Source organism: Pseudomonas sp. WT-JTC, from assembly GCF_056711565.1.
In genome coordinates, this window is sequence record NZ_CM160042.1 from 3740751 (window position 1) to 3758581 (window position 17831).

The following is a 17831-nucleotide window of genomic DNA, read 5'->3' on the forward strand; positions in this document are numbered from 1 at the left end:
CGGACTCCCGTAAAAACGGGCAGCCGGTGGCGAGTCCTATCCCATTCGGTCGCCCCTCATTCGGGGTAGGAGAGACGCCAGAGCGAGATGCTACATGCGCCTGCAAGGTAGACCTCCATGAAAACTTCACTCACCCCAGAAGAGATCAAAGTCGCTTTTTGCACCGTGTCGAGTTCACTCCTGCTGTGTTCCTCCCTGGAAATACAAGCCGCCCCTGCCGAACAAGAAACAACCCCGTGGTATCGACAGGACATCCCGACGCTCAGTCTGTCTACCCTTGCAGTAACGTACCCCGGTCAGTTCAACGCTCATCCCGATCTGCGAAGTTCCAGCCTGACTACCGAAGACGCCGCGCCCACGGCCTGGGACCAACTCTACGGCCAGCCCTCTCGCCAGGCACAAACCGATTTCCTTTCCCTGGAGCTGGCCGTTACCGGCACCCACGAAGTCAAAGGCCCGGCGATCTTCACCCTGCAAAGCGCCAGCGGCCATACGCAGAGGGTCGGGCTGGTCGGCGGCACGAGCCAGTTCCAGCTCAACAACAACGGCACGCAGATCACCTCGGTAATGTCCAACCCCAATAGCGACACGCTCAACCTCCAGGGACAAAGCCTCGGCGCCTACTGGAGCCTGACCGGACCACAAGGCTGGCACGTCGACCTGACCGCCAGCGGTGGTCGGGTCAACGGCTTCAGCCGCAACGAGCAAGGGACCCGAAGAGCCACCGAGGGCAGCGCGGTCACACTGTCGGTAGAAGGTGGCATTCCCATCGGCCTTGGCGAAAACTGGGTGATTGAACCCCAGGCACAGTTGATCAATCAGCGCATCTCTCTGGACACCCCGTATGCCGGTTCGGGCAACGCGTCTTCCACCGATCTGACTTCGTGGAGTGGCCGGGTCGGTGCGCACTTGAAAGGCAGTTACGACATCAGCGGCCTGCTGGTCGAACCTTACGTGCGGACCAACTTGTGGCACACGGCGTACTCCGGCAACAGCGTGACCCTCGATCAGGTCGACAAGATCAGCAGCAGCCGCAATTCCACGACCGTCGAACTGGGCCTGGGCCTGGTCGCCAGAGTCACGCCGACCGTGAGTTTTTACGTCAGCGCCGATTACAGCAGCGATGTGGATGACAACGACTTGAATGGCTTGATTGGTAGTCTGGGTGTGCGGATGCGCTGGTAAAAACTGGTATTTCTTACAGTATCCACGGCTCTGCGGGTGATGCATTGTAATGGCGGGGCACTCTGATCGAGACCATCACTCATGCCATTGAATTCTGCGCACCACGGCACACCGAACCTTGCGGTTTCAGATCCGCGTGGCTTGGCGATCAGGGCCATTCAATACCATCGGCGGCTAGCGGCTGATCCGGTTGATACACGAGTGACGCATCAACGGTTCGATGCCGCCGGCCGGGCGGTGGCCAGCAGGGATCCGTATCTGTTTGCCCTGGCGCAGAACGATGCGTCGGTGCCGGCGAACTTGGGCCAGGTGTACAGCCTGTCTGGTGCACCCTTGTCGAGTGACAGCGTGGACGCGGGTTGGCGGGTGGCGTTGCACAGTGCTGCCGGGCAACGCGTCGAGGCTTGGGACGGCCGTGGCAGCCATTCCCGGACTGAGTTCGATGAACTGCTGCGGCCGGTGGCCGTACATGAACGTGGTGAAGATGTCGCCGCGCACGTCCTCGAGCGATTTACGTATGCGAGCGTCGATGCCGACGCGGCCTCGCGCAATCTGTGCGGTCAATTGATTCGCCATGACGACCCGGCCGGCACCTTGCAACTGCGCGAACTCGGGATCGCAGGCGCGGTGCTGCAACAGACCCGGCATTTTTTGCGCGAAACCGTTCCAGTGAACTGGCCAGACAGCGTGCCGGCACGCGATGCATTGCTTGAATCTGCCAAGGGCGCCACCACCGCGCTGCACCATGCCGCCAGCGGTGAACTGCTCCGGCAAATCGATGCGCTGGGCAATCGTCAACGTTTTGCCTATACCGTCACCGGAGAGTTGAAGAACACGCTTCTGACTTTGGCCGGTGACGATCAAAAAGAGCTGACGCTGGTCTGCGATCTTCACTACAGCGCCTCCGGTCAGATCGAGTCGGAAACCGCCGGTAACGGCGTCCTCACCCGCCACCGCTACGATCCGGCGGATGGCCGCCTCATCGGCCTGAGCGCACACAAGGCCAACGGCACGCCACTGCAGGACCTGAAATATCGCTACGACGCGATCGGCAACGTGCTGAGCCTCGAAGATGCCGCGCAACCGATCCGTTACTTCAACAATCAACGCATTGAACCAATCAAGACCTATCACTACGACACCCTCGATCAATTGATCGAAGCCACGGGTTGGGAAGCCAAGACCGGCCATGGCGGCCCTGCCCTGCCCGACCTGCAACCCTTACCCCTCGACCCCAACCAGGTCGCCCGGTACAGCCAGACCTTTCACTACGATGCGGGCGGCAATCTCCTGGATTTGGTGCACGTCGGCTCACAGGCCCATGGCCGCACCTTGACCCGCGCCCAATACAGCAACCGCTGCCTGCCCGAACGCAATGGCCGGCCGCCGACGGAAGCCGAACTGGTCGCCGGTTTCGATGCCAACGGGAATTTGCGTGAGTTGCAGGCGGGCCAATCGCTCGACTGGGACCTGCGTAATCAACTGTCCAGCGTGCGCCCGGTGGTCCGCGACGATGGCAATGATGATTATGAACGTTACCTCTACGACGGCGGCGGGCAACGGGTGCGCAAGCTGCGCGCGAACCAGACCAACGCCCGCACACTGACCAGTGAAGTGCGATACCTGCCCGGCGTGGAAGTCCGTCGTCACGACAGCACCGGCGAAATCCTCCACGTGATCAACGCCAGCGCCGGCAGCAACAGCGTGCGGGTGCTGCACTGGGTCACCCAGCAGCCGGATGACATCGCCAACGACCAGGTGCGTTACAGCCTCAACGACCACCTGCAATCCGGCGCACTGGAACTGGACCAGAACGCCGACCTGATCAGCCAGGAATGGTATTACCCGTTTGGGGGGACGGCTTGTTTCGCGGCCCGGTCGGTCACAGAAGCCAGGTACAAGACCGTGCGGTACTCCGGCAAGGAGCGGGATGCGACGGGGCTTTATTACTATGGGTTCAGGTATTACGCGCCGTGGTTGCAGCGGTGGATTAATCCGGATCCGGAGGGATATGTAGATGGGATGAATTTATTTGCGATGGTCAGGAATAGACCCATAAATTTTGGTGATCTGGATGGAAATATAGGAAAGGAGTTAACGCATGACGAAATAAACTCCATGGAGAGACAACTTATTAAAAACAAGGACAACCTTCCTGAGCCAGACTTAATCAATGTAGCCACCACCTACCTGGAAAGCAAAAAAGTACAACCTGAAAAGTATATCGATTATTTTAGAGTTCGCCTCGGTTATATAGGGCAACCCGAAGCCTATGACAGGCCATTAACAGCAGACGAAAAAGAGGGCATACAACTAATTTGGGGAACAAACGCCGGCGCTCTTTATTTCAAAGGACATAGCCGCAGCCACTACGAAAATACCCCCTCCGATTTAATAAAAAAATCGCTCTCCGACACCAGAAAAGCAGTGTACTCAGAACTCAAGAACAATGATGGCGACTTTGGAACAGTTAAGCTAACCCCCGCCAGAAAGCAAAAAGTGTATGACCCGGCGATGGAGTTACTAGAGTCCCATGCCAGAAATTCAAAAAAAACAATTAGTCTGTTAGCCGCATCACTTGGTCCGCAAATGACAGATGAGCTCTACCGCGGCACTCGCTTGCAAAATCGAGATAGCATTGAAGTAGGTGACATACTACAAACCAGCATATTTATGGCTTTTACTCCAGACAAAAAAATCGCAAGCAAATTCACAAGTAAACTTCATGTTCCAAGCACTTTACTGCCGACGCTCCCAGTGCTTCTAAAAACGACAGGCAACGCATTCAGAGTAGATCACACCCCCGAAACGGAGGGTTTATTCAAGCCAATGACTCAGTTTGTCGTTAACAGTATTTCTAAAGACAACTGGGGGATGCCCCACATTAGAATTACTCAAAGAAAGTTCGAGGCAACGCCGAATGCAAAATGGATTTAGTTATGTTGTGCTTCAGAAATGATTAAAATTTATCACTCCCCCCTGACAGGCTGTACTTGAATGAGCCTCGACCTGTCAGGGCTATCGAATAAAATAGAGGTGAGCTACCCCTCCAGCCTTAACATCAACACCGCCAACGGCGGCAAATTCAACACCAACGACAACGCCTGCCCATGGCTCGGCGTTTCCTCGGCCACCGCCCCGCCACTGTTGCCGTAGTTGGAACCGGCATAGATCGACGAATCGCTGTTGAGCACTTCGTTCCACTGCCCGGCAAACGGCACTCCGACGCGATAAGCCTCACGTGGCACCGGCGTAAAGTTGGCCACCACCAGCAGCGGCTTGCCGTCCTTGCTCCAGCGCAGCCACGCATAAACGCTGTTGATCGCGTCATCGCCGATCAGCCATTGGAAACCCTGCGGCACATCGTCCTGCTCATGCAGCGCCGGCTCTTCGCGGTACAAGCGATTGAGGTCGGCCACCAGTTTCTGCACACCCTTGTGCTCGGAGTATTGCAGCAGGTACCAGTCCAGTTGCTGATCGTGGTTCCACTCGCGCCACTGGCCGAACTCGCAGCCCATGAACAGCAGCTTCTTGCCCGGATGCGCCCACATGAAACTCAGGTAGGCCCGCAGGTTGGCGAATTTCTGCCAGCGGTCGCCGGGCATCTTGTCGATCAGCGAGTGCTTGCCGTGCACCACTTCGTCATGGGAGATCGGCAGGATGAAACGCTCGGACCAGGCGTACACCAGGCCGAAACTCAGCTCGTTGTGATGATGGGCGCGGTAGACAGGGTCCTGCTGGATGTAATGCAGCGAATCGTGCATCCAGCCCATGTTCCATTTGTAGGCAAAGCCCAGGCCGCCTTGTTGTGTGCCCTGGCTGACGCCCGGCCATGCGGTGGATTCCTCGGCGATCACCAGCGCACCGGGCGCTTCCAGGGCCACCACGTCGTTGAGGTGGCGCAGGAAGTCGATGGCTTCGAGGTTCTCCCGGCCGCCGTGGCGGTTCGGCACCCACTCGCCGGCCTTGCGCGAGTAGTCGCGGTACAGCATCGAGGCCACCGCATCGACCCGCAGGCCGTCGACATGGAAATGCTTGAGCCAGTGCAGCGCCGACGCCAGCATGTAGCCGTGCACTTCGGTGCGCCCCAGGTTGTAGATCAGCGTGTCCCAATCCTGGTGGAAACCTTCCTGCGGGTTGCCGTACTCGTACAGCGCCGTGCCGTCGAACTGCGCCAGGCCGTGGGTATCGGTGGGGAAATGCGCCGGCACCCAGTCGAGGATCACCCCGAGCCCGGCCACATGGCAGGCGTTGACGAACGCGGCGAACTCGTCCGGCGTGCCATATCGCGCACTCGGTGCGAATTGCGACAGCAACTGATAACCCCACGAACCACCGAACGGGTGCTCCATGATCGGCATCAGTTCGATGTGAGTGAAGCCCAGGTCTTTTACATAGGGAATCAGCCGCTCGGTCAGTTCGGGCCAGGTGTACTGGCGGGCCACTTCGCCCAGGTCGTCCAGCTCGCATTGCCACGAGCCGGCGTGCAATTCGTAGATCGACAATGGCGCCGTCACTCGCTGGCGGTCGCCCCGGGCCGTCATCCAGTCCTGATCCTGCCAGTCGACTTTCAAGGGGGAAGCGACTTTCGAAGCGGTGTCCGGTGGCAGGCTGGTGGCCAGCGCCATGGGATCAGCCTTCAACGGCAGAATGCCGTGGGCGCCGAGAATCTCGTATTTGTAGGCGTCGCCCGCTTGCAGGCGCGGGATGAACAACTCCCAGACACCGGTGGGATGACGCAGGCGCATCGGGTGCCGGCGCCCGTCCCAGACGTTGAAATCGCCGACCACCGACACTCGCCGGGCATTCGGCGCCCACACGGCGAAACGCACGCCATCGACGCCGTCCACGGTCTTGAGTTGTGCGCCAAGGCACGCGCTGAGGTCACGGTGATTACCTTCGGCGAACAGGTACAAGTCCATTTCGCCCAGCAACGGGCCGAAGCTGTAAGGGTCTTCGGCCGTTTGCTCGCCGCCGGCCCAACGGGTGCGCAGCAGGTACCCTTGCACTCGGTCGAAATGCCCGACAAACAACCCCGGCGTCTCTGTGGCTTCAAGCTTACCAAGCTCTTCACCCGAGTCCCTGGCCAGTACTTCTACACTCAGGGCGCCCGGCAGATAAGCGCGAATGAACTGCCCGCCGGCGCCATCACCGTGGGGGCCGAGAATGGCGAAAGGATCGATATGCTCGGCGCGCACCAATGCATCGATATCCCGTGCGCTGGGCAGTAGCGCTTCTTTGTGATGACCCTGTTCCTTGTTCGAGACACTCATGACTACTCTCCATCAAGATCGGAAAAGGGTTTGAGCCCACTCAATAATCCATACAAACCGTGCAACGGCACAGGCAGCCAGGTGGGGCGATTTTCCGCCTCATAGGCCACTTCATACGCCGCCTTCTCCAGACCGAACAACGCCAGCGCGGCGTCCTCGCCTTCGGGATCTTGCCATGCATGGGCAAGAGTAGCTGCCGCCAGCCGATAAGCGTCGACAAATGCTTGCCGCGCCTCGCTCAAGTAGCGCTCGGTGACCCGCAAACGCGCAGCAGCAGCCGCAGCCGTGTTGTCGATGCTCTGCACGTTGATCGCCATCGCCGCCGCATAGTCGAAGGAACGCAGCACGCCGCTGACATCCTTGTACGGGCTGTGCTTGCCCCGTCGTTCCTGCAATGGCCGTGCCGGTTCACCTTCAAAGTCGATCAGATAGGCATCGCCCTTGATCACCAGCACCTGCCCCAAATGCAGGTCGCCGTGCACACGAATGCGCAAGCCACCCGCAGTCTTTTTGCCCAGCTCTTGCACATGACCGAGAATGGCTTTTTTGTTGTCCAGTAAACGGGTGACAAGGGTCTGGTCCGCCGTATTCAGTTGATTTTCATGTTGCTTGAGCAAGTTCAGCGCATGCTCGATTTGCGCCGCGACATCCCGGGCCGAGGCCAGCGCTTCCTTCTGCGTGGTGACCTGCGGCAAGAAATCCGGGTAGGTACCCGGCGTTGCCAGTACCTGATGCATTTCCCCCAGGCGCTGGCCGAGCATAGCGGCGAAATCTTTCAGTTCACCGAGCGCGTTGTAATGTTGCTCCTGCTCGGAGACGGCGTCGGCCAGCTCATCGCGAAGCGCCCGTTCGAGATTGTTCTGGGTCCACTCCCAGGCGTCACCCTGATTACTCAGATAGCCTTGGGCAATCATCAGCAAGTTGTCTTGACCCGCTGCGTCCCGACGCACCACGGCCCCCAGCAATGGCGAAATATTGCCGAACCCGGCTCCGGTCAGATACGCGCTCATCTCCAGTTCAGGATGCACCCCGGAAGCGACCTTGCGGATCAACTTCAGCACCACGCTGTTGCCGATCACCACTGAGCTGTTGGACTGCTCCGCGGACAGGTAGCGCACCGGCGACTCGGCATTGAGGCCGAGTTTTTCCAGCTCGGCGGTGGACTCGAAGCGGATGTCGCCATCGCTGGAAGCCAATACGGTGCCGGCCTGAATGCCCTGCAATACAGCATGCACAAAAGCTTCCAGGCTGAAGGCATCGGTGATCAGGCCGACCTGGCGTCCGCGCCGTACCCGCGACAACGCCAATTGCTGCGGCAGCGGCGTACCGACCTGGTCTTCCGGGATAAAGCCGAACGGCAACTGGTAGCGACTGCTCTGTCCACCGCTGGTGACATTGATTTCACTGAACAGCACCGGGTGCTGCGGATCGCCGAAACGCACGCCATAGGCCAGATCGACCTGTTCGATGGCAGCGTCCTTGCCCGCAAACCAGCGTCTGTTCTGCAACCAGTTCGGCAGGATGCTTTGCTCCAGCGTGGTTCTTGACGGTGCTTCGAGCAGTTCTTCCATGCGTTTTTTCAGCACCAGCGTATTGAAGTCCGGCAGGCTTTGCGCGGGCTCCACGTGCCAGCTGGGCATCTGGTTTTCCGCGGCGAGGCCGAACCAGTAAAAGCCGTAAGGTGCCAGCGTCAGGAGGAAATTCAGCTGGCCGATGGGCGGGAACGCGTTACCTCCGAGCATTTCCACCGGCACCATGCCGACGTAGGCCGACAAATCCAGCTCGGCGGCCTGGGCACTGCGCGACACGTTGGCCACGCACAGAATGACTTCGTGCTTGCCGTCCACCCCGATGTATTCACGGGTGTAGGCCAGAATCCGCCGATTGCTGGGCGAAAGCATCTTCAACGTACCGCGCCCGAACGCCTTGGATTGCTTGCGCACGGCCAGCAGGCGCCGGGTCCAGTTCAATAACGAATGCGGGTCACCGGCCTGGGTTTCGACGTTGACCGACAGATAACCGTATTGCGGGTCCATGATCGGCGGCAGCACCAGGCTGGCGGGGTCGGCGCGGGAGAATCCGCCGTTGCGGTCGATGGACCATTGCATCGGCGTACGCACACCGTCGCGGTCGCCGAGGTAGATGTTGTCGCCCATGCCGATTTCGTCGCCGTAATACAGGGTCGGCGTGCCGGGCATGGACAGCAGCAGGCTGTTGAGCAACTCGACCCGACGGCGGTCGCGCTCCACCAATGGCGCCAGGCGACGACGAATCCCCAGATTGATCCGCGCGCGACGGTCGGCGGCATAGTAATTCCACAGGTAGTCGCGCTCCTTGTCGGTGACCATCTCCAGGGTCAGCTCATCGTGATTGCGCAGGAAGATCGCCCATTGGCAGTTGGCGGGAATTTCCGGAGTCTGGCGCAGAATATCGGTGATCGGGAAGCGATCTTCCTGGGCCAGCGCCATGTACATGCGTGGCATCAGCGGGAAGTGAAAGGCCATATGGCATTCGTCGCCGTTCAGGCCTTTCTTATCGATTTCGCCGAAGTACAACCGAGTGTCTTCCGGCCACTGATTGGCCTCGGCCAACAGCATGCGGTCGGGGTAGTTGGCGTCGATTTCCGCGCGGATCCTTTTCAGGACGTCATGGGTTTCCGGCAAGTTCTCGTTGTTGGTGCCGTCGCGTTCGATCAGGTAGGGGATCGCGTCCAGACGCAAGCCGTCGATGCCCATGTCGAGCCAGTAGCGCATCACCGACAGCACCGCTTTCATGACTTGCGGGTTATCGAAATTCAGGTCCGGCTGGTGGGAGTAGAAGCGGTGCCAGAAGTATTGGCCGGCGACCGGGTCCCAGGTCCAGTTGGACTTTTCGGTGTCGAGGAAAATGATGCGGGTGCCGTCGTATTTCTGATCGTCATCGGACCACACGTAGAAGTCCCGCGCGGCCGAACCGGGCTTGGCCTTGCGTGCGCGCTGGAACCACGGGTGCTGGTCGGACGTGTGGTTGATGACCAGCTCGGTGATCACCCGCAGGCCGCGCTTGTGCGCCTCGGCAATGAAACGCCGGGCATCGGCCATGGAGCCGTAGTCACTGTGCACGCCGCGGTACTCGGCGATGTCATAACCGTCGTCACGCCGTGGCGAGGGATAGAACGGCAACAGCCAGATGGTGTTGACGCCCAGGTCGGCGATGTAGTCGAGCTTGGCGATGAGGCCGGGAAAGTCGCCGATCCCGTCGTTGTTGGAGTCGAAATACGATTTGACGTGAACTTGATAGATCACCGCGTCCTTGTACCAGAGCGGGTCCTTGATGAACGTGGCTGCCTTGGGTTTCTTCGCCATTTGAAACTCCTGGTCAATTCGACTTGGCCACAGGATGAGACTCTCTGTGGCGAGGGAGCCTTCTGGTCTATGCGGTGATTCTCCAGATACCGAACGGCTGATACGCCGGGTCGATGCGCATGAACTGGTTTTTGCCGTGCCAGGTCCAGCGATGGCCATTCATCAAGTCTTCGCCCTGGGTGCTGGCGTCGTCGGGCAGGCCCAATTCCCATAGCGGCAACTCGAAGTTCGCTTCCTGCACGTTGTGCGGATCGAGACTGACCGCCACCAGGATAAAGTTGCTGCCGTCAAAGCTGCGTTTACCGAAATACAGGATGTTGTCGTTCCAGGCGTTGTAGACCTTCAGGCCCAGATGCGTGTGCAACGCCGGGTTTTGCCTGCGAATGCGGTTGAGCTGGGCGATCTCGGCAATGATGTTGCCCGGCGCATTGAAGTCCCTGGGGCGGATTTCGTACTTCTCGGAGTCGAGGTACTCTTCCTTGCCCGGCACCGGCGCCGACTCGCACAGCTCGAACCCCGAATACATGCCCCACAAGCCCGAGCCCATGGTCGCCAGCACAGCGCGAATGAGGAATCCGGGACGCCCGGACTCATGCAGGAACGCGGGGTTGATGTCCGGTGTATTGACGAAAAAATTCGGCCGGTAGCACTCGCGCCAGGGCGATTCGTTGAGTTCGGTGAAGTAGCTCGCCAGTTCGGCCTTGGTGTTGCGCCAGGTGAAATAGGTGTAACTCTGGGAATAACCGACCTTGCCCAGGCGCGCCATCATTGCCGGGGTGGTAAAGGCTTCGGCGAGGAAGATCACCTCGGGGTACAACGCCCGTACATCGGCGATCAACCATTGCCAGAACGGCAACGGCTTGGTGTGCGGGTTATCGACGCGGAAGATCTTCACGCCCTCCTCGACCCAGCCCACCACGATATCGCGCAACTCCACCCACAGGCTCGGAATCGCCTCGGGGGTATAGAAGTCGACGTTGACGATGTCCTGGTACTTCTTCGGCGGATTCTCCGCGTACTTGATCGTGCCGTCAGGCCGCCAGTTGAACCAGCCAGGGTGTTGCTTGAGCCACGGATGGTCCTGGGAACACTGGATGGCGAAATCGAGGGCGATTTCCAGGCCATGGGCGGCAGCGGCCGCCACCAGTCGCCGGAAGTCGTCGCGGGTACCCAACTGCGAATGAATCGCCTCATGCCCGCCCTCCTCGCTGCCGATCGCATAAGGGCTGCCCGGATCATCGGGCCCCGCTGTCAGGGCGTTGTTCGGGCCTTTGCGGTAACTGCGCCCGATCGGATGGATCGGCGGGAAATACAGCACATCGAAGCCCATGTCCTGGATCATCGCCAGCCGTGAATGCACGTCATTGAAAGTGCCATGGCGTGCAGGATCGTCGGTGATCGAACGCGGGAACAACTCATACCAACTGGCGAACTGCGCCAGCTCGCGTTCCACATCCACCGGGCACTCCGGGCTCAGGCTCAAATACGCACGGTGTTCGACGCGGGCCATGAGCTCGGCACTACGTTGGTGCAAAAACAGTGCGACCTGCTCGGCTTCAAGCAGTCCTGACAGTTCATGGTGCAAGGCTGCCAGTTGCTCACTGAGTTGCCCTTCGCTGCGTTCGGCGGCTTGTTGCACATGAATCCGCCCTTCCTGCAGTTCCAGGCTTACCGGAACGGCAGCCGCATGCTTCTTTTCCAGCTCATAACGAAAACTGGCAAACTGATCGATCCAGGCTTCGATACAGAACAGATACCGGCCCTGGCTGTCGACACGGAACTGCCCTTGCCAACCGTTGTTGCCCAGGTCGAGCATGACAGCGCTTTGCCAGACGTCCTCGTCGTCGGCCCGCCAGCGCACGCGAACCGCCAACTTGTCATGCCCGTCGGCGAAGACCTTGGCCGTCACCACCACGTCCTGCCCCACCACGGCCTTGACCGCGAACTGCCCGCCTTCAAGGGTCGGCATGATGTTTTCTATGACAATACGCGGCAGCAACAGCGCCTGCGACAGCGGCATGTGCGGGTTGTAGCTCAACTCAGTCGGTTTTTCAGCCGTCATCGAGCCTCTCTCCTTACGCCCCATGGACGCGCTTGTGTCTGGTTGTCATCCACATCGGTAGATCCCTCGCCGAATGAACTCACTTAGGTTCCGAGCGATGGACACCGGCAAAGTTCAGAGCAGTTGGCTGGAATCAAATCCCCCGTGCAGGGATCAACCAACTTAAGCACGACTCACGCCATGTGCCACTGTCAACTGGACCAATGACCAATTCATTACCGGGAAAAGCTCCCAATCCGGAATTCGACAATCCAACTCTGCTACCCAAAGGATCCGGAACCGAAACAGGACCCTAACGCAGCTCGGGGTCAACGAAAGGCTGGAGCCCTCTACGAGTCAAGAACCTCCGGTCAAGGTTATAGGCAACCTTGGCAATAAATTCAGGGTAGGCATTTTCATTGAAGGAGTGCTCCAGCTAATCAGTCTCATTATTTCGACTACCGCCTGTCGCCTTTTTTCAGAAAAATTTCCCCGCCACAAAAATTCTTACATGTTTAGTCCTACAGACGAGTTTGCTTACCACTGACTCATAAATTTCACGTTTACAACCACTACAAAACGCTTTCTAACAGAAAGCCGAATAAATCATTTAGCTGCGCCCCCCTCGAAAATTAAACAGCCAAAAGATATTTCCAGAAGCTCTGTAAGACCGTTCCTTGGCACATGAGAGACTATTCCTACATGCAATTACTCGCAGACTTGCAGTAAAGACCACAACCCTCTAAATCTAACAACGCCACTCAATTTCGAGCGGCAATGTTTTTTTCAGCATCAACTGACAAACCCGAATAGAACAATTGATTCCACCCAATTAAGGTTGTCACTCATGAAAAATCAATTACACTCGAGAGTCCTCACCTTAACCGGCATCTTCATAAAAGAGCAATTCAAAGAACCTATTGCGTTGTTTTGGATAATGCTTTCCCCCTGCGCACTTTTCTATTTCTTCGCGACTACAAAGCAGGACGCGAACTATTTTCAAAGTGAGTATATTGAGGCATCAGCATGGTTTTATGCATACATTTCATCAAGCGTAGCGCTATTTGGATTTACGCTTTATATAATCGGAAGAAGAGAAAGTGGATTCATTCGATCATTTATTTATTCAAAACAGTCAAAAATCATATTTTTATACTCGCACTTTTTTGCTTACTCATTAATTTCAATTGCGTACTGCTCCATTTTTTACCTGGCGACAAAGGTCCCGTTTGGCAGCTATGATCTCGAAGAATTACTGAGGATTGCTTTACGCTTTTATACTTGCCTTATCATGTTTTGTAGCCTTGGCGTCGCATTTACGCTGCTTCCAATCAACTTTCAAAACTCAAATACACTACTGTCAATCTGTTCGTTTTTCATGCTTATCCTGGGAGTACTTGGGGCTAGCAAAACAAATGACATCGTGGACATCATAAACCTTGCAAACCCGCTGACAGCTGCAACCAATTTAATGACAAATGATTTGAGCCATAATAAACCAGCGGTCGCCATAATAGCATTTTTCGCTATTGTATCGGCTTTAGCGCTGCTAAAGCACTTAAGAATCAACCCAATTTGGAGCAGATACTAATGCGTCGATTTAGTGCAAAATGCATTGATTTTTCCTATGCCGATAAAGCGATTTTAACCCGAGCATCTCTTGAGATTCCTCAGGGCTCCATCGTAGGTATTTTAGGCCCGAACGGATCAGGAAAAACCACGTTTTTCGATATCGTCTGCGAACTGAAAAAAATAAAATCCGGTTATATTGAAAATGACTTCCCCGACTTCTCTTACCTGTCTCAAATAATCACAACCCCTCCGACAATGCGCATGCGTGATATATTCAAAATGGTCATCGCACTATCCTCTGATAAAAAAATGACACAGTCACGAGCTCTGGAAAAGCTAAGTTACTGGAGCCCCTCTATCGTTAGTCGATACAAAGACATATGGAACAAAAAATCGTCATTGTGCAGCTATGGAGAGACACGCTGGTTCTTTGCCCTTTCTCTTCTATCAATTTCCACTGACTTCATTATTCTCGATGAGCCTACTGCCGGTGTAGACCCTGAATTTCGCCATTATATCTGGGAGTGCCTTCATGGCGCGGCTAATGATGGCATGGCGATCCTGGTGTCATCACATAACGTCGATGAAATAGTAAACAACTGTACTTATTTCTACATGATCAGTCAGCAACGCTTTCATCGTTTTGCCAGCGGGTCGGAGTTCATTCAGCACTATCGAGCAAAAACGGTAGATGACGCATTTATCCGCGCTGTATCCGAGCCGATATTTGCGGAGCATCCTGGATGAATAAAGCTTGATGCGTAGCGCAGACAGTAACTGCTACAGATATAAGCCTCCCACCCCACCGCCACAGAAAGAGCCACCGACGACTATGCCGCCGGTGATCGCCAATCCCTGATGCCCCGCCCCAGCCCGGTCGTGACCATTAATCGGTTGCACAGAACGATGACCGGCGGTCGCGGCCTGAAACTTCAGTTTCCACTGAAAAAGGATTGCGCCATGACCGTGCGCATCGAGAACCAGACCTGCTTTCTCACCTCCGCCAATGGCGAACAGATTCGTCTGTGTCCCGACGTGACCATCGTCACCGACGGTGCCAAGGCCATGTCGGCTGTGGCCATCGAACGCCAGCGTATCTACATCACCGAAGCAGAGGCCGACGCCTTGACCGTCGCAGGTGCGGTGGATGGACGCCGGCACTTGAAGGCCACCAACAGTGATTCGGTGATTTGACCGGGATTGGTCAACACCTGTCGCCGCTGTTTCGGTCAGTCCCTCGGGCCCGGCTGCGGCGGGTGCTTCAAGTTGTCGCAGGCCGGGCAAACACCTTCATCTGATCCGCTTTTTATCGCAATACCTGAGTCTGTTATGCAAACAGATCACCGCTCATAGTGCTCATGCCTGATGGAGGCTGATGAGCGAAAGACCATGAGCGAGAGAATCCCCGTCCGAACCGTAGAAACATTCGAGCCTTCGCGTCCAAAGACGAAGGCCAAAACCAGCGACAACCTGATCCACACCCGTAGCTTCACAGGGCTGTTCCGCAACCTGCGCATCAGCGGCGCGGGTTTTCTGTTTTTGCTGTTCTTCGGCACCGTGTGGTTGAACTGGGGCGGTCGCCAGGCGGTGCTCTGGGATCTTTCCGAAAGTAAATTCCACATCTTCGGTGCGACCTTCTGGCCACAGGATTTCATCTTGCTGTCGGCGCTGTTGATCATTGCCGCGTTCGGTCTGTTTGCGATCACCGTGTTCGCGGGGCGGGTCTGGTGCGGCTACACCTGCCCGCAAAGTTCGTGGACCTGGATCTTCATGTGGTGCGAGAAGATCACCGAGGGCGAACGCAACCAGCGGATCAAGTTGCAAGCCGCGCCCTGGGGCCTGAACAAACTGATGCGTCGAGCGGCCAAGCACACCTTGTGGCTGGCCATCAGCCTGCTGACCGGCCTGACCTTCGTCGGCTACTTCACGCCGATCAGGCCGTTGGCCGAAGAGCTGCTGACCTTTCAAATGAGCGGTGTCAGCCTGTTCTGGGTGCTGTTCTTTACCGGCGCCACGTACATCAATGCCGGCTGGCTGCGTGAAGCGGTGTGCATGCACATGTGCCCCTACGCACGGTTCCAGAGCGTGATGTTCGACAAGGACACCCTGACCATTTCCTACGACGTGGCCCGAGGCGAAAACCGTGGCCCGCGCAAACGCGAGGTCAAGCCCGCCGAAGTCGGCCTGGGCGATTGCATCGATTGCCAGCTGTGCGTACAGGTCTGCCCGACCGGCATCGACATTCGCGATGGCTTGCAGATGGAGTGCATCGGTTGCGCCGCCTGCATCGACGCCTGCGACTCGATCATGGACAAGATGGGCTACGCCCGAGGGTTGATCAGCTATACCTCCGAGCACCAGTTGCAGGGTGGCAAGACACACCTGCTACGCCCGCGCCTGATCGGCTACACCGCCGTGCTTGTGGTAATGATCGCCGCGCTGGTGGTGGCGCTGGTGGAGCGGCCGATGGTGTCGCTCGACGTCAGCAAGGACCGCGGTCTGTTCCGCGAGAACAGCCAGGGGCAGATCGAAAACATCTACAGTCTGAAGGTGATCAACAAGACCCAGCAGCGTCAGGACTATCAATTGCAACTGGTCGATGCCGACGGTTTCGAGTTGCAGGGCAAGAACGGGTTGAGCCTGGCAGCGGGCGAGATCGTCGATGTGCCGGTGTCGGTGGTGATGCTCACGGAGCGTCCGGCCAGCAGTTCGCAGAGCCTTGGCTTCAAGGTGGTCGACAGCGATGAGCCTGATGTCTACAGCGTGGCGAAGAGCCGGTTTGTTGCGCCGATGAATCGTTAAGGCTTTAGACTGCGGTGCGCCATTCGCGAGCAAGCCCGCTCCCACATTGGATCTCCAGTGTTCACAAATCCAATGTGGGAGCGGCGGTGCGACGATTCGACTTGCTCGCGAAGAAGTCACCTCGTTTTTTCTGAATGACACCAATCCGGGCTAACGATGAAACGCTACGAAAAATTCGCCGACGACATTGCAGAACTGATCCGCACCGGCGTCCTCGGCCCGGGCCAGCGTGTGCCGTCGGTGCGCTACGCCAGCCAGACCTACGGTGTCAGCCCGTCGACGGTGTTCCAGGCCTACTACCTGCTGGAACGTCGCGGGCTGATCCGCGCCCGTCCGCGCTCCGGCTACTTCGTCAATGCCCATGCGCCACGGCCGTTTTCCGAACCGGAGATCAGCAATCAGGTCAACGAGTCCACCGAAGTCGACGTCAGCGAACTGGTGTTCTCGGTGCTCGACTCGATCAAGGACCCGAACACCGTGCCCTTCGGTTCGGCGTTCCCCAGCCCGACACTGTTTCCCCTGCAACGCCTGTCGCGCTCCCTGGCCAGCGCCAGCCGCGAAATGGACCCTCGCATGGTCGTCACCGACATGTCGCCGGGCAACCCGCAGCTGCGTCGGCAAATCGCCCTGCGCTACATGGTCGGCGGGCTGATGCTGCCCATGGAAGAACTGCTGATCACCAACGGTGCGCTGGAAGCCCTCAACCTGTGCCTGCAAGCGGTGACCCAGCCCGGCGATCTGGTGGCCATCGAAGCCCCGGCGTTCTACGCCTGCCTGCAGGTGCTTGAACGGCTGAAACTCAAAGCCGTGGAAATCCCGGTGCACCCGCGCGATGGCATCGACCTCGGCGTGCTCGAACAAACTCTGGAGCGGTATCCGGTCAAGGCCTGCTGGTGCATGACCAGCTTCCAGAACCCCATGGGCGCAACCCTGCCCGAGACAAAGAAACAGCAGCTCGTGGAACTGCTGCGCCGCCATCAAGTGCCGCTGATCGAAGACGATGTCTACGCCGAGCTGTATTACGGTCAACAGGCTCCGAAACCGGCCAAGGCCTTTGATACCGAAGGCCTGGTGATGCATTGCGGCTCGTTCGCCAAGAGCCTGGCCCCCGGTTACCGCATTGGCTGGGTCGCCGCCGGGCGTTATGCGCAGAAAATCGAACGGCTGAAACTCATGACCTCGCTGTGCGCGTCGATGCCGGCACAGGCGGCAATCGCCGATTACCTGCAACACGGGGGCTACGACCGGCACCTGCGCAAACTGCGCCACGCGCTGGAAGACCAACAGAGTGCCATGCTCGCCGCCATCGCCCGGTATTTCCCGGCACAAACGCGGGTAAGCCAGCCAGCGGGCGGGTACTTTTTATGGCTGGAATTGCCGGAGCAGATGGATTCGCTGAAGTTGTTTCAGATGGCACTGGCGCAAGGCATCAGCATTGCACCGGGGCCGATCTTTTCCCCGGCGCAGCGGTTCAGGAATTGTATTCGCTTGAACTACGGGAGCCCGTGGACTGAAGACTCAGAGAAGGCGATGGAGACGTTGGGGCGGATTGTGCGGTCGTTTTGATGAGTTTAGTTGGGGATCAAGTTTCAACAGATGTTGAACCAGACGAAT

At 57.6% G+C, this 17831-nt stretch carries 10 protein-coding genes; 7 read left to right on the top strand and 3 right to left on the bottom strand.

Annotated features, from left to right (window positions below):
• Positions 1 to 117: 117 nt before the first annotated feature.
• The gene (locus AC06G5_RS17050) at positions 118 to 1185 is read left to right on the top strand and encodes an autotransporter domain-containing protein (RefSeq protein ID WP_480457693.1); all 1068 of its coding nucleotides are present in this window, start codon (positions 118 to 120) and stop codon (positions 1183 to 1185) included.
• 81 nt (positions 1186 to 1266) lie between these two features.
• Positions 1267 to 4122, top strand: a complete 2856-nt coding sequence (locus tag AC06G5_RS17055) for an RHS repeat domain-containing protein (protein WP_480457696.1) — start codon at positions 1267 to 1269, stop codon at positions 4120 to 4122.
• A gap of 104 nt (positions 4123 to 4226) precedes the next feature.
• Here the strand turns inward: AC06G5_RS17055 and glgB are convergent, their stop codons facing one another.
• From glgB to AC06G5_RS17070, 3 genes are all read right to left on the bottom strand, one after another.
• Entirely contained in the window at positions 4227 to 6458 is a 2232-nt protein-coding gene (glgB, locus tag AC06G5_RS17060; protein ID WP_480457698.1) for a 1,4-alpha-glucan branching protein GlgB, read from the bottom strand.
• 2 nt (positions 6459 to 6460) lie between these two features.
• On the bottom strand, positions 6461 to 9802 hold the full coding sequence (treS, locus tag AC06G5_RS17065; RefSeq protein ID WP_480457700.1) for a maltose alpha-D-glucosyltransferase: 3342 nt from the start codon (positions 9800 to 9802) through the stop codon (positions 6461 to 6463).
• Between the two features lie 67 nt (positions 9803 to 9869).
• The gene (locus AC06G5_RS17070) at positions 9870 to 11864 is read right to left on the bottom strand and encodes an alpha-1,4-glucan--maltose-1-phosphate maltosyltransferase (RefSeq protein WP_480457702.1); all 1995 of its coding nucleotides are present in this window, start codon (positions 11862 to 11864) and stop codon (positions 9870 to 9872) included.
• Between the two features lie 826 nt (positions 11865 to 12690).
• On the opposite strand from AC06G5_RS17070, the gene AC06G5_RS17075 reads away from it, so the two are divergent.
• The 5 genes from AC06G5_RS17075 to mapR all read left to right on the top strand — a co-directional run bounded on the left by AC06G5_RS17075 (position 12691) and on the right by mapR (position 17783).
• Positions 12691 to 13434 carry an ABC transporter permease gene (locus tag AC06G5_RS17075; RefSeq protein WP_480457704.1) on the top strand — a complete coding sequence of 248 codons (744 nt, stop codon included), beginning with the start codon at positions 12691 to 12693 and terminating at the stop codon, positions 13432 to 13434.
• A complete protein-coding gene (locus AC06G5_RS17080; protein WP_480457706.1) occupies positions 13434 to 14162 on the top strand; it encodes an ATP-binding cassette domain-containing protein in 729 nt (242 codons plus the stop codon). The genes AC06G5_RS17075 and AC06G5_RS17080 overlap by 1 nt, the downstream gene beginning before the upstream one ends.
• Before the next feature lie 213 nt (positions 14163 to 14375).
• Positions 14376 to 14609: a DUF3203 family protein gene (locus AC06G5_RS17085; protein WP_480457708.1), complete on the top strand. Its 234-nt coding sequence runs from the start codon at positions 14376 to 14378 to the stop codon at positions 14607 to 14609.
• 195 nt (positions 14610 to 14804) lie between these two features.
• On the top strand, positions 14805 to 16217 hold the full coding sequence (gene ccoG, locus AC06G5_RS17090; RefSeq protein WP_413424092.1) for a cytochrome c oxidase accessory protein CcoG: 1413 nt from the start codon (positions 14805 to 14807) through the stop codon (positions 16215 to 16217).
• 156 nt (positions 16218 to 16373) lie between these two features.
• The gene (gene mapR, locus AC06G5_RS17095) at positions 16374 to 17783 is read left to right on the top strand and encodes a GntR family transcriptional regulator MpaR (protein WP_480457711.1); all 1410 of its coding nucleotides are present in this window, start codon (positions 16374 to 16376) and stop codon (positions 17781 to 17783) included.
• Positions 17784 to 17831 lie beyond the last annotated feature (48 nt).

Coding starts and splice junctions, on each gene's coding strand:
- AC06G5_RS17050 (WP_480457693.1), top strand. CDS start 118: ATGAAAACTTCACTCACCCCAGAAGAGATCAAAGTCGCTTTTTGCACC.
- mapR (WP_480457711.1), top strand. CDS start 16,374: ATGAAACGCTACGAAAAATTCGCCGACGACATTGCAGAACTGATCCGC.
- AC06G5_RS17070 (WP_480457702.1), bottom strand. CDS start 11,864: ATGACGGCTGAAAAACCGACTGAGTTGAGCTACAACCCGCACATGCCG.
- AC06G5_RS17085 (WP_480457708.1), top strand. CDS start 14,376: ATGACCGTGCGCATCGAGAACCAGACCTGCTTTCTCACCTCCGCCAAT.
- AC06G5_RS17080 (WP_480457706.1), top strand. CDS start 13,434: ATGCGTCGATTTAGTGCAAAATGCATTGATTTTTCCTATGCCGATAAA.
- AC06G5_RS17055 (WP_480457696.1), top strand. CDS start 1,267: ATGCCATTGAATTCTGCGCACCACGGCACACCGAACCTTGCGGTTTCA.
- glgB (WP_480457698.1), bottom strand. CDS start 6,458: ATGAGTGTCTCGAACAAGGAACAGGGTCATCACAAAGAAGCGCTACTG.
- ccoG (WP_413424092.1), top strand. CDS start 14,805: ATGAGCGAGAGAATCCCCGTCCGAACCGTAGAAACATTCGAGCCTTCG.
- treS (WP_480457700.1), bottom strand. CDS start 9,802: ATGGCGAAGAAACCCAAGGCAGCCACGTTCATCAAGGACCCGCTCTGG.
- AC06G5_RS17075 (WP_480457704.1), top strand. CDS start 12,691: ATGAAAAATCAATTACACTCGAGAGTCCTCACCTTAACCGGCATCTTC.